The following is a 22,912-nucleotide window of genomic DNA, read 5'->3' as shown; positions in this document are numbered from 1 at the left end:
GTTAACCTAAAAACAAACCATTGGCGTGTTTGTCAAGAGCGATTGCGGCGGCTACCACTACAATTCAGACTTGGAGCTACTTTTAAGCGTGAGTTTTCATAGAACTTTTGACAGTACCGTATCATTTACATGATTTTTAGGCAATTATCGCTACGTTTTTAATACAACAGTTATTAGTAACGAAGTATTCGAACATAGGCATGCCAATTAGCTAGTATGATCTGGCGTATCCAGATATTTTTCTAAATCAACAAATTTATTATCTGGCGTGGGTTGCATCCCTACTGGTATACCGTGTGCAATAATTTTCTTAAGTGCTTGAATATCTTCGGGATCAAGATTAAGGTTGTCATAAATATATTGGGCGTTTTTCCGTAGTCCACCAATGGTCAGTTTTTTAATTTCGGGCACCGCCATACAAATCTTATAGGCATCGATTGGATTATTAATGAGAGCCATAATATTATATTTTTGATTTTCTGGGTTATTTAAAAATTCAATCCCCTTTTCAACTGTGCGAAATCCATACTTTACACCACTAGGAACACCCATTTTTAGGGACATTTTTCGAATCTCATCGTTCATCACTTCATCATTAATAACAAGCAATAAATTAATATCAAGCCCTCGAGTCCAAGAAATAGCAACCTGGCCGTGTATCAATCGGTCATCCAAATGCAAGGCTTTTATCATATTTCTGTTCCTTCCTTTTTCTGTAATGTATGATTCAAATATTGAACCCCTGATTTTCCCATATTTACTATATTTTCAGCTAGTTCTTCAATGGGCGTTCCTTCATCGGAGAGAAGTACTTCTAGTACCATCCCAAGGTTCATACCCGTAACGATATGAAGATCGCGAACACCAATATATTCGCTAAGAATATTTGTAATATTCCCTCCCAAAATATCAGTTAGCACGAATATTTGGTCCTCATTTCCCCAACTGTTTAAGTAGGCATCAACACTGCTTTTTACCTTTTCATGAGAATCGTTTAATTCGACCCCAATATGAGCAAAATGGTTTATTTTCTCTTCTCCAATAATTAGTGCCGCACTTTGTAGAATAGCTTCTGAGAGACTACCGTGTGAAGCAACCAAAAATCGTCTCATTTTCTCCCTCCTTTATTTTTTGCATTATAATCCGGATTATTAATATTATACATGCAAAAAGCGTGCCAACTTTGTGGCGCGCTTTTTGTGTGTACCCGTCAAATATTATAAAGCACCTTCTGTTGTGCTTTCTGATACGATATAATCATAGATATAGCCAATTTCAGCCGTAGTTATTTTGACACTATAAACCGATTCTATGACACTAAATGCTTCTCTGATCATTTCAATCGTATTTCTTTGACACTCTACAAAGTCATCTATGTTATGATAGGTTTCCATTGGGGTTTGTCGAATCAACCGCTCTACTAAACAGCTTGTATGGACATATAACGCTACCTTTTTATCATTTGTCAGTCGTTTGTTCATTAACATTTCCAGTCGATTTAAGAATTCCTCTACATGGGTAAGAATTTTGTCTGTATCTAGAATGGTAATCGATTCAATGACTTGTTCAATTGAAAAATTACGTAACAAGTTGTTGTTAATTGTTTCAATTTGATCATCACTAATCACGGATCGGAAAATTTTCCACAGTTTTTCTTCTCCATGCCCAGAAATTAAGTCCTCAAGTGAAATATAATCCACTTCCCGTATTCCAGGGTCAGTCGTTCCTACAATAGCAAGGACATCATAAAGTTGGAACAAAGCATCTGTATAGCCAAATTCTTCCAATCGACTATAATCATGGGCTATAATTTTTATTTCTAAATCCGCTGGAATGCTTGCTTCTAGTAATTTTTGAATTTGTAAAGCTGTCCCCATTCCAGTAAAGCAAGATGTGACAATGACCTTATCTCTTTTCTTTTCTGGATAAATGATACTATATTGTGTTTCATTGACATCCTTTAACTTTTCTACCATTTCCTCTAAAAAAGAGCCTTTTTCTAGCAATTCTCCAACAAATAAAGCCATCTGTGTGGAAACATTATTAATGATGGCAATCGGTCCATGGATATATTTTATCAGTTGGGAATGTATATCCTTTAGAGAACCCATATCCACTAATATAACAAGTCCTTTGGAAACATCTGTGTATTCCACGTAATGCAAAACCTGTCTGGCGATATCTTCTACGGATATATCCAAAGGCATGTCAAAAGCTTCAAAAATATTCGTGTGAAGCAGGCGATTGGCAACATTGGCTATGCTGCTTGCTGTTGCGTAGCCATGCGCTAAGATGACAGCCCTAATCCGCTGTTCATTGATAGGTTCAATCGACAAACTTCTTAAATAAAAGGTTAGGATCGATTTATCCATTTTACTCATGTGTACGTCCAACTTATTATTCAACAATTCAATAAACTGGGATACAAGTTGGCGTTCCGCTTGGTATTTTTCAGCCACATACTGTTCCATTTGATTGATTATTTTTTTCTGTTCGTCTGACCATTCAATAACAGAATTCCCCTTATAATAAAGAAAATGGGCCATTGTAAATACGCTGTTGCCGTTGAATTTTATATTATTCGTGCTTTCCAAATACCGAATGATTTCCTGCACATTTACCGTAATCACTTCCATCATAAGACCCGTGTTTTTTTTCGTTTTAAAAATAAACCGATCAAACAAGGCAGTAATTTCATTGAATACATGCTTTTCTAAGGCCTTCTGGTCTAACTTCTGTTTTTGAACGTCTTGAAATAAATGCAGGATTTCTTTATATGTTTTTTTAATATCATCCGTACGTGACATGGGCGATGTAAATAACTGATTCAACGTAGTACTTGGTTCAATAATGATTTCACTATTTTGCTTGAATTTGTAATCGGTAGGTTGAATGGTTTCTTTTAAAATTTTATCGGGAAGATCGTGTAATGTAATGGATACATGATTGGATTCTGTATCTTTCACAAAGGATGAGGCCACCAAATATTTTAACGTGTTTTTCAAACCGCCCAAATTTCCACTATAGTTATGATTCGTAAGGGCGTCCAAAGCAATATTTGTGATCTGAATGGGCATGTTAATTTTTCGAGCCTCTTGGATCAGAAACATATATACTAATTGCCTTTTCTCCCTGTTTTCCCACTGTTCCCAACTTGGGATTGTGATCCGAATAGGAATCCGACGTAAAAATGTTTCTAGGAAATTCCCTTTTAAGTCTATGGTTGTCGCAAAAATGATTCGTACTTTTGCGTGGTGCCACCCATCCGTTTCCCCCATCCGACGATATACGCCCTGATCAAGAAAGGTAAATAGTTTTTCTTGTCCTTCTTCATTTAGTCTGTGAACTTCATCTAAAAAAAGGATTCCTCCATCTGCAGCCTCAAGCATCCCTCTTGTCGTTTGATCCGCACCTGTAAAAGCACCTTTTATATGCCCAAATAAATTGCTAGACAATAACTCTGGATTATTCGCATATTGTGCACAATTGAAGCTAATAAATGGGGCGTCCTTCGACAGTATTCCCTTTTCAACACTATATTGATAAATTAGGCTGGCCGTATAACTTTTGCCAACGCCTGTAGGACCACAAAGAATAAGAGGCAGCCCGGAGCCCGGATAATGGACCGACGATTTTATTTGTTCAATGGCCTTTTTCATACTTCCATCTGCCCCGACTAATTGATCAAACAAATCAACCTCATAGGTTGCTTCTTTCATTTGTTCTTGAATCGAATCCAGACTATCAAAAATACAAGTAGAGACCGGAAAAAACTGTTTTTCAAAAACGGCCCTGCTTAGAAAATAAACGGGTCGAGTATTTATTTTAATGACCTTTCCCTCTTCAACCATCTTATTCAAATAATGACTAATCGTATTCCGCTTCACTTGGAACCTTTCGGCCATCACATTTGCTGTAAACTGATCAGATGGATGGTTGATTTGAAAAAGATTGGTTTTTTCCTCTAAAAAAGCCATCAAATCTTCCTGCAGCATCGCTTTCACCCCTTGTAATCTCTTTAGAAGTTTATTGATATATTATAATTATAAGACTTTTACATAGAGGGGAGAAGTGATATATTTTACCAGAAATAATTCCTGTTATGCCCCGTCATCAAGCACGTCCTTTATAAACCGCTTTCAAACTGTTGATCGTTTTTATCGCACTGGAAGAAGATCCCTCTACCAATTCAAATTCCAGAAAAAGATGATGAAGTTCACTTTCTCCATTAAATTTAGACAACAATAAGTCTATTGATTTCTCAGCCATCAGCTCTTCCTTTTGTTTAATATGAGTGAATCGTTTCTCTACGATAAGTCCATTAGGATGATCAAAACATACAATAGAACAGTCTTCTGGAACCTTTTTTCCCAATTTCTTTAACACAAGCTCTATCATCAAGGCTTGTTCATATTCAGATGCGACGAACGCTGTAATCTCAGGATGTTGTCCGATAAAGATCCCCAATTGCTCCATGTCCTCTTGAAAAATTGATTCTAGTTTGGATTGCCGCTTTGATGCTGGCAAACTACTACGGATTTGAGTCATGATATGATTAGGGTCTAGCTTAAGCCCTTGATGGGAAAAGGCTGTTTGAAACCCTTTCAGTCTCTCCTCAAGGGTAGATGTGCCATCTAAAGAAGATGAAATAAAACCAATCTGCTCATGACCCAGCCTTATTAAGTATTCTGTCAGTTTTTTACTGGCAAGATGATTATCCGTTCCTACAGAACTAGCCGGAATCCCAATCAAAAATCGATCCACCAAGACAAAGGGGAAATCATCGACAACTATTTGTAAAAGGGAATGATTATAATGCTGACCATGTACTGGGATAATAATCAATCCATCTACTCCTAATTCCGTCATAGAGGTAATACATTTTGCCTCTTCTTCAATTAAACCGTATGTCCGTTTAATCATTAGATGAATATTTAAATCAGAGCAAATTTTCTCTACACTTTTCACAAATGTCATTCCAAAATCGGGGGAAAAGTCAGGAATAATTAGACCGATCATTTTTATTTCCCTTCCGCCCCACTCATCGTTCAAAAGCGCAAGATCCTCGGCGGTTATGGAAGAAATTGGAGTAGCCACAAAAGAGCCCTTTCCTCTGACACGTTCAATCACCTTTTGTTCAGCTAACATATCCAACGCCTTCTTCGATGTAATCCTACTCACATTAAAAGCCTCCGCCAACTCTTTTTCAGAAGGAACACGAGCTCCATAACCAAATTCGCCGTTCTTAATTTTCTCTAGTAAATCGGTATAAATTTGTTTGTACTTCGGACTACTCATCTCATAATCACCTTTACCATATTAATTATTATATATATATAATATAACAACGTTGTTCAATGAAACAACTTGTTTTTCTATTGGTGAAATTGGAATGATATATTATTCAAGATAATGCGCTTCACTATACAGAAGAAATATATGTAAAAACAAGGATGTAGTAAAATTTAGCGATTCAGATCAACTAGAAGACTCTGAATTTCCCTTATATTCTATTTAGGGGATAGGTTAGCCATTGAGGTCATCTCCGGCTTTCCACATTTACACCTTACGTGAGAGTTTTCCCTCATACGCTGTTCCATCAATTTGTCTTCATCATACAACTGTTTTATCGTTTCCAACCTATTTGTGAAGCTTGTCGATTTTATCTAAGGATTCACTATTTAAGTACAGTTTTTAGAGATATTTCCGAATAATTGCTTCTTCTGTTGAATGAATCAGCTTGGAGTACATTACAGTGAAGAATGGTTCCTCTATAGCGATAATTTTGCCGGCTAATTTTCCCCATCAACCTCGGCCGTTCCATTACCTTTGATTGTTTCTCTTCGCTTCACGGGTGTAGCCAATGGGGCTGTCTAAAAAGTCTATTAATTTAAAAACCCAAGAATGCTGATATAACAGCATTCTTGGGTTTTACTTTTTATAGGTTCAGTCTTGAAAACGGACAAACCGTGGTGCTCTTACAACGATTTCTATGTTCACTATACTAAATCAAGTTTCTTTTATTAAAATTTATACGATTCCATTACACCATCTTCACTATATTTTAAGGTAAAAGGGCAAACATATCTTACCTAAAACTCAAATTTTACCTTAGCATTATTTTCAAATTCAACCCAAGGATTAAGAATTTCATCACCGTATTTATCCGGTTTTCTCTCGATTATGAATAGATAGAATGTATCCTCCGTTGCAGGGTATGCAGGACTATGCCATATCCCTTTTTTCAAAATAATACCCTGCCCTTGCTTCAAGAGAAAGCATTTTACTTTATCAGGATCAGGTTTTTCATTAGGATTCTCTATATCTTCTGACAAAGCAATTGGTTGAATAATATCTCCCTTGAGAGCGATTAATAACTCTTCCCTGCTATCGTGTCTTTCCATGGATTCAATCTCAAATGGTCTTTGCTTTGTATTCACTAAACCCATTCCCACTTCAGTATCTACATCCATCATTTGCACGTAATTCCAGCATTCCCAACCTTCTCCAATTTTCGTTGGCGCGCTTTCGGGAACCTCAACGATTTTTCCATATGGTTCAAAATTCTCGTGTGTTAAAAAGTCTATTTTCTTTTTCATTTGGACCGTCCTTTATTTAAAAGTCAAAATCATCTACATTATCTTTTGTAATAACCTCTGTTCCAATTAAGATTAATTGATCTTGAACAGTTACTTTCCCTACATTAGGAATTTCCATTCCATCTTCGATTTTATCACCGTTTGAAAGTGCATTTAAAACATATACTGTTCCATAACCTAACTTAGTTGGGTCCCAAGTTACAAGTTCTTCGATTGTCCCGTTCTTGACATACTTGGAGACTAAACTTGGAACAGCAAATCCAGTAATTGTAATTTGTCCTTTTTTAATTTTCCCTTCACTAATCGCTCTCTCTACCGCTTGAGCAGCAGCAGGAGCTTCAGCACCAGCAAAACCAACAATTCCATTTAAATCTGGATACGTACTAATTAAGTTTTGTGCATTTTCAAATGCCTTTTGTTGATCATCATCACTCGAGACAGTAGTAACAACTTCAATATCAGGGTACTCTTCGGCCAGTAATTCTTTGGCTGCTTCTACCTTTTCTGTTTGGTTTTGTGCAGAAAGACTTGCTACCATAAAGGCTAGTTTTCCTTTTCCGTTAATTTTTTCCGCTGCCATTTTAATAAATTCTTTTCCTAATTCCACATCTGTTGATGGTCCTACATAATAGTCGCGGCTTGTTTCCGGAGCATCACTGTCCCAGTTAACTATATTCACTCCTTGCTCTTTAGCTGTATTGAAGACAGAAGCTACGGCTGTCGGATCATTCGGTGCTACGCCAATCCCATTTACTTGTCTTGTTAACATATCTTGAATCATGTTAATTTGTTGTGAAGAATCTGTTGTGGACGGTGCGTTGTATATAACCTCTACACCTAAGTCCTTACCTGCTTTTTTTGCTCCTTTTTCAGCAGCCGACCAATAGGCTGGACCAATGGATTTTGGATTAATAAAGAAACTTTTTTTAGAACTGTTTGATGATCCACTTTTATCGTCTTTTCCTGTATCTCCTTTTATTTGGCCTTGAGTTGAACAACCTGCAATGAGGAAAATGATTAAAATAGCTGATAAAATTTTAGTTATATGTTTCATTAGTCTCTCATCCTTTTTAATTATTTATTTTGTCTACCAACTGCAATTAAAATCAATACCCCTAAGATCATTGTTTGGAATAGCACAGAGACTCCCATAAGATTTAAACCATTTCTCAATGTCCCTATAAGCAAAACACCTAGAAAAGTACCTAGTAAACTACCTCTGCCACCAAAAATATGTGTGCCACCAATTAATACAGCGGTAATGACATCTAGTTCAATTCCATCGCCGGCATCTGCCTGCGCACTAGCATATCTTGAGACATAAAAGATTCCCGAAATGGCTGCAAAAACACCACTCATTAAAAAGGTCATAAATCTTACTTTTACAACATTAATACCAGAGTATCGAACGGTTTCTTCGTTATTCCCAAGCGCATACGTATATCGTCCAATTCTTGTTTTCTTAATGATAAGAAAGGCAATCGCAAACAGGATTACCATTACAATGACATTAAAGGGCAGTCCAAAAACAGTACCTTGTCCTAAAAAATAGAACGTTTCCGGATATCCACTGATTGGCTTACCTTCTGTAATGATATAAACCAAACCACGCAAAGTAACAAGGGTTCCTATCGTTACTACAATTGCTTGCATTTTAAATTTCGCAATTAGTAATCCATTTAAAGATCCTGCAAGGGCTCCAGCCAAAACTGCTAATATCACACACACCCAAATATTCAAACCACTTTGAAATGAATAGCCTAATGTAACAGCTGAAATACCTAATATCGAACCAACAGATAAATCCATAGCGCCCGAAATAATAATAAAGGTCATCGGAATTGCGATAAATCCAATCGTAGTTACTTGAATTAAGATATTTGAAATATTTACTTTAGTGAGAAAGAAACTAGATTGCGTATTGAAAAAGATGAAAAAAGCAATTAATAAAATCGTTAATATGACATTATTATTTAATTGTAATGGGAGAGTCCAAGATTTCTTTTGTTTATTTCCTTCAGCTATATTCATATTAATTCTCCCCCTTTGCTTGAAATACTTCTAGAACGCTGAATTGTATTCATAATAATGGCAAGGATAAGAATGAAGCCTGTAGCAGCATCAATCCAATAGACGGAGGCTTGACTTAAAACAAGGCCATTTTTGATAACCCCCATTAATAGAACACCAATGATCGTGCCAGGAAGAGTTCCAACACCACCAAAAATACTAGCACCTCCAATTAATACGGCCGCAATAACAGTGAATTCTATTCCCTTACCAGCTGTTGAAGCTTGTACATTTCCAATATTTGAAGCAAAGATAACAGCTGCAACAGATGTCAGCATCCCACTACAAATATAGACGTATAATTTTGTTTTCTTAATATTCATTCCAGCTAATTTAGCCGCATCAGGGTTTCCCCCAATCGCGTAAATTCTTCTACCAAAGGTTGTTTGGGTTAGTACATACCAGAAAATGACGGATGCTATTATGAGCAGCCATACAGATACTGGAATCGCTAGAAAAGAACCTTGTCCAAAATAATTAAAACTTGATGGGAAATTGTTTACCCACTGACCGCCGCTAATGGCAACAGCCAACCCGCGAAAAATAAACATTGTTGCTAATGTTGTGATAATATCCGGTATATTGAATCTCGTTATAAAGAACCCATTAACCGCACCGCAAATTGCTCCAACAATAAGTCCAATTAATGCGGCTAAGGTAGGATTCACTCCAGCATTTACTAGCATCCCAACAATGGTTCCCACCACTGCAAGTACAGATCCAACTGAGAGGTCAATTCCACCAAACAAAATAACCATTAACATCCCAATTGCGATTAAGCCTGTAGTTGTCATTTGCGTTAGGATTAATGAAATATTTCCAACAGTAAAAAAGTTAGATGATAGTGTTGAAAATACAACAAAAATCACTAAGGTGAAAACAAGAATAGGAATTTCTTTTACTTTTCGTATATGACTCATCACTATACCTCCGAAACCCTATCAGAATCTGATGCTACTTTTAAGAGGGTCTGTTGATTTGCTTCTCTTTTTCCGAATTCCTTTGTTATTTTTCCATTATTCATAACTAAAATTCGATCACTTAAACCAATTAATTCTGGCATTTCCGTAGAAATTAAGATAAAACTTAATCCTTCAGAAGCTAGGCTGTTAATCAATCGATAGATTTCCGCTTTAGCCCCTACATCAACGCCACGTGTTGGTTCTTCCATAATCAAAATCTCAGGTTTAGTGGCTAACCATTTAGCTAATGTTATTTTTTGTTGATTTCCTCCACTGAGGAAATTAACAATCTGATTCTGACTAGGAGTCTTAATTCGCAGTTGTTCAATATAGGTTTCTGTTAATTTTTCTTCTTTTTTTCGATTAATTAGAGTTTTTTCCGAAAGTTCCCGTAAAACCGTTATACTAATATTCTCTCGTACGCTGAGTTCTTTTACTAACCCTTGGCGATGACGGTCTGGGGGTAAATAGGCAATTCCATGCATCATTGCAATTTTTGGATTTTTGATCATAACACTATTAGAGTTAACCTTTATAGCTCCAGAACCCTTTCTAAGACCGAATAATCGTTCTGCCAATGTGTGAATACCCGAGCCAACCAGTCCATAGAATCCAAGTATTTCTCCTTTGTGTAGGTCAAAAGAAACCTTATCTTCATCCGTAATATAGAAATCTTTTGCAGATAAGACAACCTCTTTAGAGGGTATGTGTGTTGAATCAGGATAGAGATTACCAACTTCTTGGCCAACCATCGAATGAATGAGTTCTTCTTCGGTTGTTTCATTAATCAATTTGGTTGAAACCTTTTTCCCGTCCCTTAAAACGGTTACTTTATCCGCAATTTCAAATATTTCCTTCATTCTGTGAGATACATAGACAATGGCTACACCATTTTTTCTCAACTGTTTTATAACATTAAACATGTTTTGTACTTCGTCTTCAGGCAGTGCAGCAGATGGTTCGTCCATAATCAATATCTTGGCATTTAAGGACAGGGCTTTTGCAATTTCAATTACCTGCTGGCTATGAACTCCTAAGTCTTGAACTTTATCCTTAACATCAATATTGGCACCAATCGACTTGATTAATTCCTCAGCTCTCTTGTTGATCGATTTCCAATTCACTTTTCCGAATTTCCCTTTTGAGTCGTTGCGGTCAATAAATATATTTTCCGCTACAGATAGGTTAGGAAAAAGGTTAAATTCCTGATGAATAATCGTAATCCCTAATTCCTGTGCATCTATTGGATTTTTCATTGTAACCTTTTTACCTTCTAAATAAATGTCGCCAGATGTTTCTGAATATACACCTGAAAGGATTTTCATTAGCGTTGACTTTCCAGCCCCATTTTCACCCATCAAGGCATGAACTTCACCAGGGTATAACTCAAAATCTACCCCATTTAAAGCTCTTACTCCGGGAAACTCTTTCGTTATACCCTCCATCTTTAAAATTGGCTTTGTCATTCAATCACCTTCCTTGCAAAAATTTTTCATATTCCTGAATGGTTGGTAAAGATGATTGAGCACCTTTTTTTGTAACAGATAGAGCAGATATTTTCACAGCATGCTCAACAGCTTCTTTTAAATCACCATTTTTTACCCAAAAAGCCGTAACTGCGGCGACAAAACAATCACCTGCGGCAGTGGAATCAACCACATTTACTTGAGGTGGTTGAAAATGCTGAACTGAATCGACTGTACTTAGCAAAGCCCCATTTGCCCCTAAAGTGACAACAACGCTTTCAATCCCCCGACGATTCAGTTCCTTCGCCGCTTCGATCGTTGAATCAATTGTCTCGACTGCAATTCCTGTTAATTCTGTTGCCTCTGTTTCATTCACAATTAGCAAATTAACCATGGATAATACTTTCGGGTCAATTGGAACAATTGGGGCAAGGTTCAAAACGATATACTTATGATGTTGTTTCGCTTTTCTAATGATATATTCCGCAACTGACTTGTCCATTTCCAACTGCAAAACAACAGCCCTAGATTCTCTCAACATTTCTTTTGATTCATTAATATCATTAATCGTTAAGCTTTTATTTGCACCTTTACTTGTAATAATCATATTGTCACCATTCGGAGCAACACCGATCATTGCAACACCCGTACTACTAGCTCGATCTTTTTGAACGTTTGTCGTTAGAACACCTTCTTGATTGATATTGCTAATTAGTTCTTCTCCTAAATAATCATTACCAACCTTTCCTACCATTCCCACTTTGATCCCTAATCGTGAAGCTGCCACAGCCTGATTTGCTGCTTTCCCACCGGGAACCATCATGAATTCATTTGCACTTAATGTCTCACCTTTTCTCGGTAATTTACTTACAAAAGCAACAAAATCCATGTTTAAACTTCCATAGACAACTATTTCTACATGGTTATTCATGAGAATCTCCCAACCTTTTTCTGTGATTTACATCCTAATCAAATCCTACTAAAAATCCCATTTACTTATTTTTTATTTGTCTAGCTCTTCTTACTTCGTTCATAAATAGTTTTGCTCGGTCTGGATCAATTGGATTTTTCATATCTCCATTCTTAATCCAAGTAGCCACACACACGCCATCGTAATCTTGTAAGAGTTCACAAACATTTTCCCCTGTTGCCCCGCCTCCTAAGAAAATGGGGGCGTTCGGAACTTTTTTTCTTGCCTTCTTGACTAATTCCTTACTTTCCTCTGCCGTTTTTCCAGCTATAAAAAGACCATCTGCAAAGGCCTCGTGAACGGATTCCCAAGCAGCGTCCTCGATTGGTTTTCTACCAAGAGGAACACCATGCACTTCATATACATCTGCATAAACCGGCACTTTACTTTTAATTTTCTTTCTTAATTCCGCAATTTCAACACACTGTGCTTGCAGTAAACCGGCACTGGTCACTTCCACCCCAGTAAACAAGTGTTCAACTCGAACAAAATCAGCTCCAATCGCATCCGCGACAGATAATCCAGCCACCCCATCCCAATTGAGCAACACGCCCAAAGTCAACTCTGGAAACTGTTCCTTAATTTCATAACCGATTCTAGTCATGTATGCGATTGCTTCTGGAGAAGCAAATTGCTTGATTGGCATGTCATTCATATTTTGAATAATCACTCCATCAAAACCATTTTCTGCAACCATTTCTGTCTCTTTTAATGATTGATAAACAATTTCATCAATTGTTTTATCTGTATGTCTATAGCTCCCCGGCAATGGGTCAGGCTGAATCATTGAGATTGCCAAACAGTTGGGATGTAAAAGATTAGCCATTACTCACTTCTCCTTTTATTTCATTATAGAAGTTAAGACTCACATTAAATACTTGGTTCGCTGGAATAATACCGCGTTCCGTAATATAGGCAGTAATATATTTAGAATCGACTCCTAAAAGTTCAGGACAGATAAAATCTGTTTTTTCTTTTTCTTCGGGTGTCCAATGGGTAGTCAATCGATCCTTTAAATCATTCTCGACAAGCATTTTCTGATACCCGTATACTGAACGGATGTCTACTTTGATTAAAGGTGTTAATACGTAAAGTGGAATTTTATATTCCTTACATATGAGAGCAACAATATCCGATCCCGTTGTATTAAACATTGTTCCATTCGGGAAGAACGTTTCAGCCCCCATAAAAGCGGCATCACAGTTTTTTAAAAAATACATCATTGCTGCATCAGGGAAAAACTTCACTTTATGACCAGCATCAAGGCAAGTCTTCACAAAAGCATAACCCCCATCAATGGATCGGCTTTCAGGAATTAAAATTGTTAATTGTTTTTGAGTACCTAATTGTTTTAGGAACCGGTCCACAGTGCTGGAATAATCGAATACCAGAATTTGATTCATCATTTTTGCCGTTTCAACACTATAAATAACTACTTGGTTTAAAGCAGCATCTGCTTCTTTCATATAGTTATTTTTGCTTTCAAGAATCTTATGGACAGCAACTTTTGTATCCATACCTCTGACATCTTCCAACCCTTTAATCATGATATGAATGGCATTACTAATTGCTTGACTTGCCTTTCCACGTGTTTCAATAAAAAATTGAGTGATAGTCAAGATATCATCGACTATTTCGTTCGTTGATCGATTTTTCCCAACACCATGTAATGCAATCGATTCAATCATTTGTCCGATCATATTAATATGTTTGCTAGCACCAAGAACCCTTTGATAGACAATGTCATCAAACATCTCCTGATACTCGGCTGTTAATACTTGTCTAGCACAATTCAAGTCAATCATTATTAGTTCCTCTCCAAAAAAATTATCGTTAAAACCAAAATGTGACGAGAAAAAATTACTCCCCTTTTAAACTCATTGAAACTTTGTATCTATAAATATCTGCATTATAGTAAATCTCAACATACTCTATAGGATTGTTATTATGGTCATAAGTGATCCTTTCCTTAAAAAAAATAGCTTGCTTATTGTTTAATTTAAGCAACTTCTTTGTCTTTTCATCTGGTATTCGCGCTTCCAGAATTTCGTTCGCAAACTTTAAATTAATTCCTTTGTCATTTAATAACTTATATAAAGATGTATGGTTATTAATTTCCTCTGGAGAAATGATCACCGATCCTCTTTTCTTTATATAAGCATCATGAAGACCAACAATTTTATCCCCCATCATACGTAATCGTTTAAGATGGTAGACAGATTCCCCTAAATCAATATTAAGATTATTGGCCACCTTTACATTTGCCTCGACCACTTTGAAGTCTAAAATGATAGAGCTCGAAACACCTCCAGCTTGCTGAACATCTGAACTAAAACTTGTTAATTCTTGAAGATTATAGTTATGTTTGGTAGGCATCACAATGGTACCTTTTCCTTGATATTTCTTTACAAGTTGATCATTCTCTAAATCTTCCATCGCTTTCCGAACTGTTATCCTACTTACGCCAAATATTTCTTGAAGTTCCTTCTCAGAAGGAATTTTTTCACCTTCTTTAATTTCATTATTTTCGATTGCTTCTTTTAATTTCATATAAATTTGATAATGGTATGGTAACTTCGAATCTCTATTAATTACGAAATTCTTAAATATTTTAATACACCCCTTTTAAACGTTATGACGTTATAATATCATTTCGTTTTAATAATAAATCTTATTATGTTATTTTGTCAAGATTATTTTTTTAGAAATCATAATTGCCCACCTCTTCCATTTGTTTTCCGTAACTCTTGATAAAGCTCATGGCTGCGGCAAGTTGAAATAATAGGATTTTTTTAATTGGGGAAGGGTTAAATCCTTGTTGGATAAGAATAAGAGGTAATTGCGAGGTCTCTCCGAATGGCTTTACTACGATTCCGAATACGTTTAGCAAACTGAACAACTTCCATTTTCTCTAAAAGTCATTTGGAAAAATGACTAATACTTTTTCCGAGAAACACTTTTCTGTCAAGGAAGGGAAATACCTCAAGCCGATGGCGCTAGAGTTAGACATCAAAAGCCTTAGTTCAAAAAGATATACATTAAAAAACTTATGCTTTCTATACTTTTAAACAAAGCTAAGAGGTTTGAAAAGATCCAAGGAAAAAGGTTCCGATGATGGGGTATGAAGGCTTTACAATTCTGACAGATTACAAATTGTGTTAGATTTACTGGCCTACTTCCTATCGCTATATTCAATCGAACAGATCCAAGACCCTGTTATAGAATACCTTCCCTTGTTGCTTTTTGAAACCAACCCGCTGCAAAGCGTACGAAAATGGAATGTTCTCACAACATCTGGTACAATCAAATCAATCGAAAACCCATAAGGTGCAAGTATATTTTCGATTTCTTTAACTTTTTCCGCACGAGAATACGTTCTTCTGATTCAGTTTGGATGGGTACCATAATTATCCTAAAAACTCAGTGTTCATGCGGATTTTCCATGCCCTTTTCCGTTTTGAAAATATTTTTTTCTGTTGATTTCAAGGTGCTAACTTAAGTATAAATAGGAGAACATAACATGGGGTATTCAGGTATTTGAGCTGAGTTTTCTATATAATAGTCAGGAAATCATTGGTTTAAGGAGATTATGGATGAACATTCTTGTTACATTAAATGAAAATTATATAAAGCCATTAAAGATTATGCTAAAATCGCTATTTCTAAACAATCCGAATGAGAATTTTTCCATTTATTTAATGCATTCAGGGATTGCGGAGGATAAATTAGCTCAGCTAGATGATTATATCGCTAAAAGCGGGAGTAAGCTGAAGATTATTTACATAGAGAGTCATCATTTTGAAGATGCACCTGTTGTTTTGCACTTTTCTAAGGAAATGTATTATCGTCTGCTTGCGTATAAATTTTTACCGAAAGAGCTAAACCGGATTTTATATTTGGATCCGGATATTCTTGTGTTAAATCCTGTAAAGGAGCTTTATCAGCTTGATATCGAGGGTTATTTATACGCCGCAGCCTATCATGACAAAATTTCGGTAAAAGAAATTAATCGAATTCGGTTAATGCCCTACGATATTGATGTCTATTATAATTCCGGGGTCCTATTAATGAACCTAGAGCTTCAGCGAAAATTGATAGATGAACAGACAATATTTAAGTTTGTGAAGAAAAATCGATCCAGATTAATTATGCCGGATCAGGACATTCTCAATGCCTTATATTCCAAAAAAGTAAAAAGCTTAGATGAAACGCGCTATAATTATGATGCTAGGTTTTATAGCTATTATAAAATCAAGTCGAATGGAAAATGTGATATGGATTTTATTATGAACCATACCGTTTTTCTTCACTTTTGTGGTAAAAAGAAACCTTGGAAAAAAGAGTACAGCGGGAGATTTCATGCGTTATATAAGCATTATGAGAAATTGGCGTTACGTGAGCAGTAATCCGTTAACCTATTTTACGACCCAATAAGGAAACAGAAGATTATGAAAAAGGAATTTCAACATTGGAGCAGGCGAAGGCCATTTTAGCAGAAAAAGGTTTGCAATTATTCTCTCCAGTCCGTAATCCAAAAGATAAACAAGTTGAGGCTGGCTCATGTCAAAAATTCATGCTACATACAACTGGTAGGCAAAAGCCGCCTCAAACATATCCATCATTTCCTTAGTCAAAACTTCTTTTACCGTCACACCTTGTTTTTTAGGTAACGACAAGTCCTTCTAATTTCCCAAGCGGGCAATTGCATTAGAATTAACGTTCGACTTATATCAAGCTCCCCTGCCAGTTAAAATATGGACAATAAACTCCTCGGAATGTATTCACAGGATAAAAATAAGCAGTATCAATGAGAAATTTAGACATCATTTCAAAGTCCTTTCCCTCTTAACGATTTCCGTATGTAAAAGCTTATCACTCTATTATATCGACTTGTTATAATTAATTGAGATAACCCACCTTATTACAAACTTCAATGTTTTTTTTGCAATTCTTAACCCACCATTAACATTCAATTAATATGCTACTTATATACTAAAAAGGAATTATTAAATATCAAAAAAAGGAGAATGCAAATGGCCACTTAACTGATCAAAATAAAGCGGTGGACTTCTCCTGTTAACAAGTAATCAACGTAGCCCAAATGCCTGAAACAGTTGTATTCATTCAATTTTTATCTACTAAAACTGGAGGTATAGATCATGACAAAACTTAATTTTTTGCACCTTACAGATACGCATATTTTGCAAAACTATAATGGAAGTTTGCTAGAAAAATTGGATGGACCAAATGGCAGTCCGACAGATTTTTTCAGGAAAATTTTAGCTAAATCTCTTACACAGAAGCCTGATTTCATTTTAATTAGTGGCGATTTGGTACATGAGGGTAATGCCAGTGATTATTCATATTTCAAACAAATCATCAAGGATCATGTGAGAGATATTCCTGTTTATACTGCTCTTGGTAATCATGACGTTACCGCTGCGTATTGGGAAGGGTATGAAGGGAAGGCCAATTGTTCCGATCAACTTTTCTATGAAAAGGACTTGAATGGATACAGAATAATTGTTTTAGACTCTAGTCATGATCATAGTGGCGTTGGGATGATTGATGCAAGGCAACTTGCTTGGCTAGAGGATGTCGTTAAAACACCTTCTGAAAATGGTAGTTTATTAGTTATTCATCACCCGCTTGAAGCTAGTGAAGGAACAGATGGTCACTCGCTGACAAATTCACAGGAAGTTCTTACTATCATCCAAGATACAGATGTCATGGCTGTGTTAAGCGGACATACGCACCAGAATAAAGTGAGCTCGTTTGGTGATATTCTCCTATCCACTGCAGCTGGTACTGCATTTGGTGTAACAGTTACGAATGAAAGCATGCAAATGAATGATCTCACGGGTTTTAATCTGTGTACAGTGGATGAAAATGGGATTTCTGTACAAACGTTCAGATTTCCTGATGATATTACCCCAATAATAAACTTTTCATTACAGGCATTACAACATCATTCTTAAAAATATGTTGAAAGAAAGAAAGAAAACTACTAATGAAAGCTGTTAAAAAATTATTTTCTCTGTTTATTGTTCGCATACTAACAGTCTCCATATTTGGTGCATGTGCGGCTACATCATCCAAAAGCAGATTTAGAAAATTAACCGTTTGAATAATAAAATGTAAAAGAACTTGTACTTCGTTGATTTTTCCTTCCTCTTCAAATTCCACCTCACGATAGACACCCCTGATTTTTTTGATAAAAAATCGATAAACCAAAAGCACTTATCATTGACAATTCAACCATTCATTTGCATCATGGTTATAGGAAGAAACGTGAAATTCACTAGTCGATAGATTCAGCACTAACTAATTCTTCTTTGCTTTTAAGAAAAGCGCAAGGCGCCCGTTTAATGGATGAACGGCTAAGTTCGCGCCGTCCTGGCGCAACGCCGTTCTGACCAACATCCTGTTGGCCCCCGACAAGCAAATGTTCTGAGACAAGAAAAGTCCGGTTTTGACTTTTATTGGCTCAGGTTATTTGACCTCGAGGGGCTAGGCGCTGGAGCTAGATCCAGCACTAACCAATTTTTATACTCCCTATTTTTTAAAAAAGCCATGTAGGAGGGAAAGTGACATGTTCAGAAATTTTCCGAAAAACTTTCAACGCCATGCTATTCTGCGAGCGGTGATATTTATAGTAATAGGTGCTGCTATTTTTATAAGCCCAAATGGATTTCTTCGTCTTATCGGTTATGTGATTGCTGGATATTTGATCTTATTAGGCATTCTCAAGATTTACCAAAACTACAAATTCAAACAGCAGACTGGTTCTTATGGGATCGGTTTAGCAGGAGGAATGATCCTGATAATAATAGCTGTTATCTTCCTATATTTTGCACCAGCACTTTTCTCCATTTTGCCGTTTTTACTTGGTTTAATGATTATCATCAATGGCCTCATGCATCTGATTCTAGCTTTGAATCTAAAAAGTATCGGCTGGACGATCTTTTGTATTCTGCTTGTGATTGGCGGAGCCGTCCTTGTCTTTAATCCCTTCAAAACGACGCTTATTCTCTTTCAAACCTTTGGAATTATCCTAATATGTATCGGAATCTCTGAGATTATTGGATACTTTCAGAATCGAAAAATTTCATCGTACTGACTTGCTTCACTCTAAAAAGTTGAAATGAAAGCAGCAGAAGTGGCTGAGAGATGAGCGAAAATGCATGAATAGTACTGGCAGCTCCAAAATTAAAACCGCATGGAATCAAAGTTTTTATCTTTGACTTCATGCGGTTTATTCGGTTTTAAGTCGCTATGTCTCTACCTGTTGTGCACACACACTAAGTTGGAGTAAATCAAATCTTTTATACTATACCTCAAAGTTCCTCAAATCACCCAACCAAATGGTATATGGGACAGTATTTTAGAGCTATCCGACCGGATTGTGAATCAATCTAAGTATAAGATTAGCACTTGGTCGTGTCTGGAAAAAGTGCGTTGCTAACACTGTTTCCATTTTATTCCTAGGTCAGAGATCGGCTGATGACCTCGAACCAAATTAGTTCGTTGCTTGCTTTTCATAAAGATACATAATATAATCCGTTGGCACACTGGGAGATCCTTGTTGTCGAATCATTGCAGTGAGGTTTCCACGGTGATAGGTACCGTGATTCACAACATGTTGAACCATTTCGCAAAGACGGGTATCAAGTTTCCCGAAATGAGGATGTTCAACAGTGATAGGTTGCTCCATGTCTCCAACAGTATTGAAAAATGTTTGATACTGTTCCTCTAAATCATGAAACAAAGCTTCCATTTCTCCAAGTCCCGTACCTTTTATTTTCTGTTGTGTCTCGGTAATAGCAGCTTGAGTGTCATCCATATTGTCACCACGGATAACACTTAAATAGATCGTATCAGTGACGAAAATATGAGCAAGCACGTCCGCAATCGATGGAAAAACACTTTGCATTTTTTGATCGTAAATCTCTTGCGGCAATTCCTTTAGGCGACCGAAAAATTTGTTGTTCGCCCAAACATGATAATCATACAATTGTAATGCTTCGTGCTTCATTTGTGATTCCTCCTCTTTTTAATAAGCCCGTGTGATGAAAATATTCAAAAGAACCTAGCTAGAAAGTACACCTAAATTATAATGGAACTTCCCTGACAAGCACTGTCAGGGAAGTTCATTTACTCATAATATTTTGCTAATTTACGAGCAACTTTCGCCATCGCCATTCTTAATTTTTGCGGAGCCAATACTTCAATGCATGTTCCGAATGAAACAAGAAACCCTGGTAACATATTATCGACCTGCTCTATATTGATCTTCAAAAAAACCTCATCCTCTTTACGTTCTTTCAAACAATGCTGGAAATATTGGCATAAATAATTAATGACAGCTGACTCTCCCCGAATGCGAACTTCAACGGTCGGCTCCATTGCTTCCGATTGATAACCCCAATACTGATCAAAATAATCACGAACCGAAAAGTCTTCCGGACGTTTAAAAAACAAACTTCCAGGAGACAAACGACGAATTCGATCAACACGAAACGTTCGCAGGGCTTTCCTAAGATGACAAAAGGCGATCACATACCAATATTTTTCTCTGTACACCAAACCATATGGATCAATCCGTCGTTCACTAGGATCATCTCCGTTTCGTTTATCATATAAAATGTCATAAGATTGCCCCTCTGCAACAGCTTGTTCAAGTTGTTGCAGCAATAAAGCGAGTGAATGATCCTTGTGGGCAAATAGAACATCGAATCCACTTGTATGACGATCCAAAAGGTCTTCCTGCTCATCACTCAATGGATGGCGGAGTTTTTGAAGAGCCCTCGCCAGCTCTTTTTCATATGGATATCCTGCTCCTTTAGCAAACGACGCCGCATGGAACAAACTTTTCAATTCATCGGGTTCGAAAAATAACGGTACTTCGCGAAAATTTCCAGCCAACCGATATCCCCCATCATGCCCTGGTTCCGCTACAATCGGAACCCCGCTTGCACACAAGGAATCGATATAACGATAAACCGTCCGGACGCTAATTTCCAAGCGCGCAGAAATTTGCTCAGCAGTTAGGTTACTTCTCGATCGCAACAGCCAAACAATCGCTAGCATATTATCCCATTTCGCCATCAAGGCACCTCTTTCATAAATAACTTCATTAAGTCAAATTATCTCACAGAATGGACGTAAGTAAAAAGTAAGAGTGCTGTTGATATAGATTTGTAGACCAATACGGATTATTCAAATGAAGTTTTCAGACATCGGTAGCTTGAATATTTAGTGGACGAGAGTTTTCTAGGATTAGAGAATCCCTTCTTGTCATTTTAGAGACAAAAAGGGATTTTTACAACAATTTATTTTATATTATCTAAACGCAGTTGCTATCAACTGCTTTAAAATTTATCATACAGTCTTTTTACTATCTATTCTTCAACCACTCGGTACTTTCTTTTTGCGCTTTCTCCAATGCCTTTTCGGCACTTCTTTTTCCTGTTAAAGCTGCTTCAATTTCCGAGGTTAAAATAAACCGTGGCTGCGCGGATCCCCAGGGATATCTAGGTGTCAACGGAGTACTCATGGCTTCAAGAACCGGCAACATTAACTGCTCTTTTTCTTTCACACTCTCCCATTCAGTTGCAGATTTTACAGCAGGCATTCCCCCAGCTTCCTCAAAAACGTACTTTTGTGTAAAATCACTTGTAGCAAATTTAATCCATTCCCATGCCAACTCTTTATTTTTGCTGTCTTTTGCAATCGTGATCGGGCTGCCAGCAAACAATCCACCTCTCCCCTCATCATTCTTAAATTCCTGTGCAATTCCTATTCGATCCTCTAATCCCTGTGCATACACTTGTTTAATCATATCCCCAGGTCCTTGGTTTAACATAATCGCAATATTATTATCTTTTGTTAACCACTTTTCATTTCCCTGATTACTGACGATACCTTTTGGCGCATAATCTTGCATATCTAATAACCAATTTAATCCATTCAACATTTCTGGTGAATCAAAATTAAATTCTATTTCATCCCAAGCAAAGCCTGTTCCCCATTGTCCGTTTTGCCCTTCAGCTGCATTAATCAATGTAAAAGCTGAACTCCAGTCTCCCCGGAACCATATACCATAATTTTGTTCCCCCGTCTCAGGGTTGGTCCCAGTCATTTTCTTTGCTTTTTCTGCAATCTCCTCCATTGTTGGATACTCAGATAAGTACTCTACCCCCCACTGATCAAACAACGCTTTATCATAAGTGATAAAGCGTGCATCACCTAAAAATGGTAATCCCCAAATTTCTAGCTCATCACTATCCGGACCTAATGATTTCCAACCTTCCACTTGATTATCAATAAAAATATCTAGGTCAAATTCATCGTCTTTATCAATATAAGGCTGCAATGGTTCCAAGACACCTTGAGATGAAAAGTCTGGTACACCAGGCATTTGATAAACATCTGCTTCACCCGACGTAAGCATGGCTTGTGTTTTCTCTGTATATCCTTCCCATGGCATGATAATAAACTCAACTTTCGCACCTGGGTGTTGTTTCTCAAATTCTTCTTTTAACACTGTTACTCCTTCTGTTTTTTCACCAGTAATTGGATCGGTCGAAGATTCCATTTTAAAATCACCAATCAACTGAACCTTAATCTTTTGACCTTCCCAGTCTCCTTCTGCTACATTGTTTTCCTTTTGACCTGAATCCGTTGATGAAGCTCCCGAATTATCTGAACTACAACCAACAAGCAAAGTTATCATTAATGCTGTAAATAGCATTGCTAAAAATTTACTGTTTGTTAACCTATTTTTTACCATCCTACTTCCCCCTCATATTTTTTGTTTGATAAGACATTCCATAACTGGTATAA

Annotated in this window: 20 protein-coding genes; 3 read left to right on the top strand and 17 right to left on the bottom strand. The window is 36.8% G+C overall.

The genetic code is table 11. From position 1 onward, the window contains the following. Positions 1-207 precede the first annotated feature (207 nt). The 14 genes from MUB24_RS19265 to MUB24_RS19200 form a co-directional block, all read right to left on the bottom strand. Positions 208-693, bottom strand: coding sequence for a PTS sugar transporter subunit IIB (locus tag MUB24_RS19265; RefSeq protein ID WP_244706994.1), 486 nt, complete (start codon positions 691-693; stop codon positions 208-210). After that, a complete protein-coding gene (locus tag MUB24_RS19260; RefSeq protein ID WP_244706991.1) occupies positions 690-1,112 on the bottom strand; it encodes a PTS sugar transporter subunit IIA in 423 nt (140 codons plus the stop codon). Before MUB24_RS19260 ends, MUB24_RS19265 begins: the two co-directional genes overlap by 4 nt. Positions 1,113-1,217: 105 nt before the next feature. Continuing rightward, the gene (locus MUB24_RS19255; RefSeq protein WP_244706989.1) at positions 1,218-3,995 is read right to left on the bottom strand and encodes a sigma-54-dependent transcriptional regulator; all 2,778 of its coding nucleotides are present in this window, start codon (positions 3,993-3,995) and stop codon (positions 1,218-1,220) included. A gap of 118 nt (positions 3,996-4,113) precedes the next feature. Continuing rightward, positions 4,114-5,298: a GntR family transcriptional regulator gene (locus MUB24_RS19250; protein WP_244706987.1), complete on the bottom strand. Its 1,185-nt coding sequence runs from the start codon at positions 5,296-5,298 to the stop codon at positions 4,114-4,116. 794 nt (positions 5,299-6,092) lie between these two features. Then, positions 6,093-6,599, bottom strand: a complete 507-nt coding sequence (locus MUB24_RS19245) for an ureidoglycolate lyase (RefSeq protein ID WP_244706984.1) — start codon at positions 6,597-6,599, stop codon at positions 6,093-6,095. A 16-nt stretch (positions 6,600-6,615) separates the two neighbouring features. Further along, a complete protein-coding gene (locus MUB24_RS19240; protein WP_244706983.1) occupies positions 6,616-7,653 on the bottom strand; it encodes an autoinducer 2 ABC transporter substrate-binding protein in 1,038 nt (345 codons plus the stop codon). 20 nt (positions 7,654-7,673) lie between these two features. Beyond that, the gene (locus MUB24_RS19235; protein ID WP_244706981.1) at positions 7,674-8,630 is read right to left on the bottom strand and encodes an ABC transporter permease; all 957 of its coding nucleotides are present in this window, start codon (positions 8,628-8,630) and stop codon (positions 7,674-7,676) included. Next, entirely contained in the window at positions 8,627-9,589 is a 963-nt protein-coding gene (locus MUB24_RS19230) for an ABC transporter permease (RefSeq protein ID WP_244706979.1), read from the bottom strand. The genes MUB24_RS19235 and MUB24_RS19230 overlap by 4 nt, the downstream gene beginning before the upstream one ends. Before the next feature lie 2 nt (positions 9,590-9,591). Next, complete coding sequence (locus MUB24_RS19225; RefSeq protein WP_244706977.1) at positions 9,592-11,097, bottom strand: sugar ABC transporter ATP-binding protein; 1,506 nt, start codon at positions 11,095-11,097, stop codon at positions 9,592-9,594. Between the two features lie 4 nt (positions 11,098-11,101). Then, on the bottom strand, positions 11,102-12,028 hold the full coding sequence (rbsK, locus tag MUB24_RS19220; RefSeq protein ID WP_244706975.1) for a ribokinase: 927 nt from the start codon (positions 12,026-12,028) through the stop codon (positions 11,102-11,104). 61 nt (positions 12,029-12,089) lie between these two features. After that, positions 12,090-12,893: a BtpA/SgcQ family protein gene (locus MUB24_RS19215; protein ID WP_244706973.1), complete on the bottom strand. Its 804-nt coding sequence runs from the start codon at positions 12,891-12,893 to the stop codon at positions 12,090-12,092. After that, positions 12,886-13,872 carry a translation initiation factor eIF-2B gene (locus tag MUB24_RS19210; protein ID WP_244706971.1) on the bottom strand — a complete coding sequence of 329 codons (987 nt, stop codon included), beginning with the start codon at positions 13,870-13,872 and terminating at the stop codon, positions 12,886-12,888. Before MUB24_RS19210 ends, MUB24_RS19215 begins: the two co-directional genes overlap by 8 nt. A 55-nt stretch (positions 13,873-13,927) precedes the next feature. Continuing rightward, positions 13,928-14,617, bottom strand: a complete 690-nt coding sequence (locus tag MUB24_RS19205; protein WP_244706969.1) for a GntR family transcriptional regulator — start codon at positions 14,615-14,617, stop codon at positions 13,928-13,930. Positions 14,618-14,768: 151 nt separating this feature from the next. Beyond that, positions 14,769-14,957 (bottom strand): hypothetical protein, encoded by a 189-nt coding sequence (locus tag MUB24_RS19200; protein ID WP_244706967.1) that lies wholly within the window; start codon positions 14,955-14,957, stop codon positions 14,769-14,771. A 703-nt stretch (positions 14,958-15,660) separates the two neighbouring features. On the opposite strand from MUB24_RS19200, the gene MUB24_RS19195 reads away from it, so the two are divergent. From MUB24_RS19195 to MUB24_RS19185, 3 genes are all read left to right on the top strand, one after another. Next, positions 15,661-16,473, top strand: coding sequence for a glycosyltransferase family 8 protein (locus MUB24_RS19195; protein ID WP_244706966.1), 813 nt, complete (start codon positions 15,661-15,663; stop codon positions 16,471-16,473). A 753-nt stretch (positions 16,474-17,226) separates the two neighbouring features. Then, positions 17,227-18,045, top strand: a complete 819-nt coding sequence (locus tag MUB24_RS19190) for a metallophosphoesterase family protein (protein ID WP_244706964.1) — start codon at positions 17,227-17,229, stop codon at positions 18,043-18,045. Between the two features lie 614 nt (positions 18,046-18,659). Next, on the top strand, positions 18,660-19,187 hold the full coding sequence (locus tag MUB24_RS19185) for an HdeD family acid-resistance protein (RefSeq protein ID WP_244706962.1): 528 nt from the start codon (positions 18,660-18,662) through the stop codon (positions 19,185-19,187). 399 nt (positions 19,188-19,586) lie between these two features. On the opposite strand, the gene MUB24_RS19180 is transcribed toward MUB24_RS19185, so the two are convergent. The 3 genes from MUB24_RS19180 to MUB24_RS19170 all read right to left on the bottom strand — a co-directional run bounded on the left by MUB24_RS19180 (position 19,587) and on the right by MUB24_RS19170 (position 22,859). After that, positions 19,587-20,102, bottom strand: coding sequence for a DinB family protein (locus MUB24_RS19180; RefSeq protein ID WP_244706960.1), 516 nt, complete (start codon positions 20,100-20,102; stop codon positions 19,587-19,589). 119 nt (positions 20,103-20,221) lie between these two features. Continuing rightward, positions 20,222-21,175, bottom strand: a complete 954-nt coding sequence (locus tag MUB24_RS19175; protein ID WP_244706958.1) for a helix-turn-helix transcriptional regulator — start codon at positions 21,173-21,175, stop codon at positions 20,222-20,224. A gap of 289 nt (positions 21,176-21,464) precedes the next feature. Further along, the gene (locus tag MUB24_RS19170) at positions 21,465-22,859 is read right to left on the bottom strand and encodes an ABC transporter substrate-binding protein (protein ID WP_244706956.1); all 1,395 of its coding nucleotides are present in this window, start codon (positions 22,857-22,859) and stop codon (positions 21,465-21,467) included. Between the last annotated feature and the right edge of the window lie 53 nt (positions 22,860-22,912).

This window comes from Lederbergia sp. NSJ-179 (genome assembly GCF_022867885.1).
Taxonomy (GTDB): domain Bacteria; phylum Bacillota; class Bacilli; order Bacillales; family Bacillaceae_C; genus Lederbergia.
This window is presented reverse-complemented; position numbering and strand designations above follow the sequence as displayed.

Bases quoted from the DNA above. Each gene is read 5' to 3' on its own strand.
- MUB24_RS19240 (WP_244706983.1), bottom strand. From the start codon at position 7,653: ATGAAACATATAACTAAAATTTTATCAGCTATTTTAATCATTTTCCTC.
- MUB24_RS19210 (WP_244706971.1), bottom strand. From the start codon at position 13,872: ATGATTGACTTGAATTGTGCTAGACAAGTATTAACAGCCGAGTATCAG.
- MUB24_RS19250 (WP_244706987.1), bottom strand. From the start codon at position 5,298: ATGAGTAGTCCGAAGTACAAACAAATTTATACCGATTTACTAGAGAAA.
- MUB24_RS19255 (WP_244706989.1), bottom strand. From the start codon at position 3,995: ATGCTGCAGGAAGATTTGATGGCTTTTTTAGAGGAAAAAACCAATCTT.
- MUB24_RS19235 (WP_244706981.1), bottom strand. From the start codon at position 8,630: ATGAATATAGCTGAAGGAAATAAACAAAAGAAATCTTGGACTCTCCCA.
- MUB24_RS19190 (WP_244706964.1), top strand. From the start codon at position 17,227: ATGACAAAACTTAATTTTTTGCACCTTACAGATACGCATATTTTGCAA.
- MUB24_RS19195 (WP_244706966.1), top strand. From the start codon at position 15,661: ATGAACATTCTTGTTACATTAAATGAAAATTATATAAAGCCATTAAAG.
- MUB24_RS19245 (WP_244706984.1), bottom strand. From the start codon at position 6,599: ATGAAAAAGAAAATAGACTTTTTAACACACGAGAATTTTGAACCATAT.
- MUB24_RS19260 (WP_244706991.1), bottom strand. From the start codon at position 1,112: ATGAGACGATTTTTGGTTGCTTCACACGGTAGTCTCTCAGAAGCTATT.
- MUB24_RS19265 (WP_244706994.1), bottom strand. From the start codon at position 693: ATGATAAAAGCCTTGCATTTGGATGACCGATTGATACACGGCCAGGTT.
- MUB24_RS19175 (WP_244706958.1), bottom strand. From the start codon at position 21,175: ATGGCGAAATGGGATAATATGCTAGCGATTGTTTGGCTGTTGCGATCG.
- MUB24_RS19170 (WP_244706956.1), bottom strand. From the start codon at position 22,859: ATGGTAAAAAATAGGTTAACAAACAGTAAATTTTTAGCAATGCTATTT.
- MUB24_RS19215 (WP_244706973.1), bottom strand. From the start codon at position 12,893: ATGGCTAATCTTTTACATCCCAACTGTTTGGCAATCTCAATGATTCAG.
- MUB24_RS19180 (WP_244706960.1), bottom strand. From the start codon at position 20,102: ATGAAGCACGAAGCATTACAATTGTATGATTATCATGTTTGGGCGAAC.
- rbsK (WP_244706975.1), bottom strand. From the start codon at position 12,028: ATGAATAACCATGTAGAAATAGTTGTCTATGGAAGTTTAAACATGGAT.
- MUB24_RS19225 (WP_244706977.1), bottom strand. From the start codon at position 11,097: ATGACAAAGCCAATTTTAAAGATGGAGGGTATAACGAAAGAGTTTCCC.
- MUB24_RS19185 (WP_244706962.1), top strand. From the start codon at position 18,660: ATGTTCAGAAATTTTCCGAAAAACTTTCAACGCCATGCTATTCTGCGA.
- MUB24_RS19205 (WP_244706969.1), bottom strand. From the start codon at position 14,617: ATGAAATTAAAAGAAGCAATCGAAAATAATGAAATTAAAGAAGGTGAA.
- MUB24_RS19230 (WP_244706979.1), bottom strand. From the start codon at position 9,589: ATGAGTCATATACGAAAAGTAAAAGAAATTCCTATTCTTGTTTTCACC.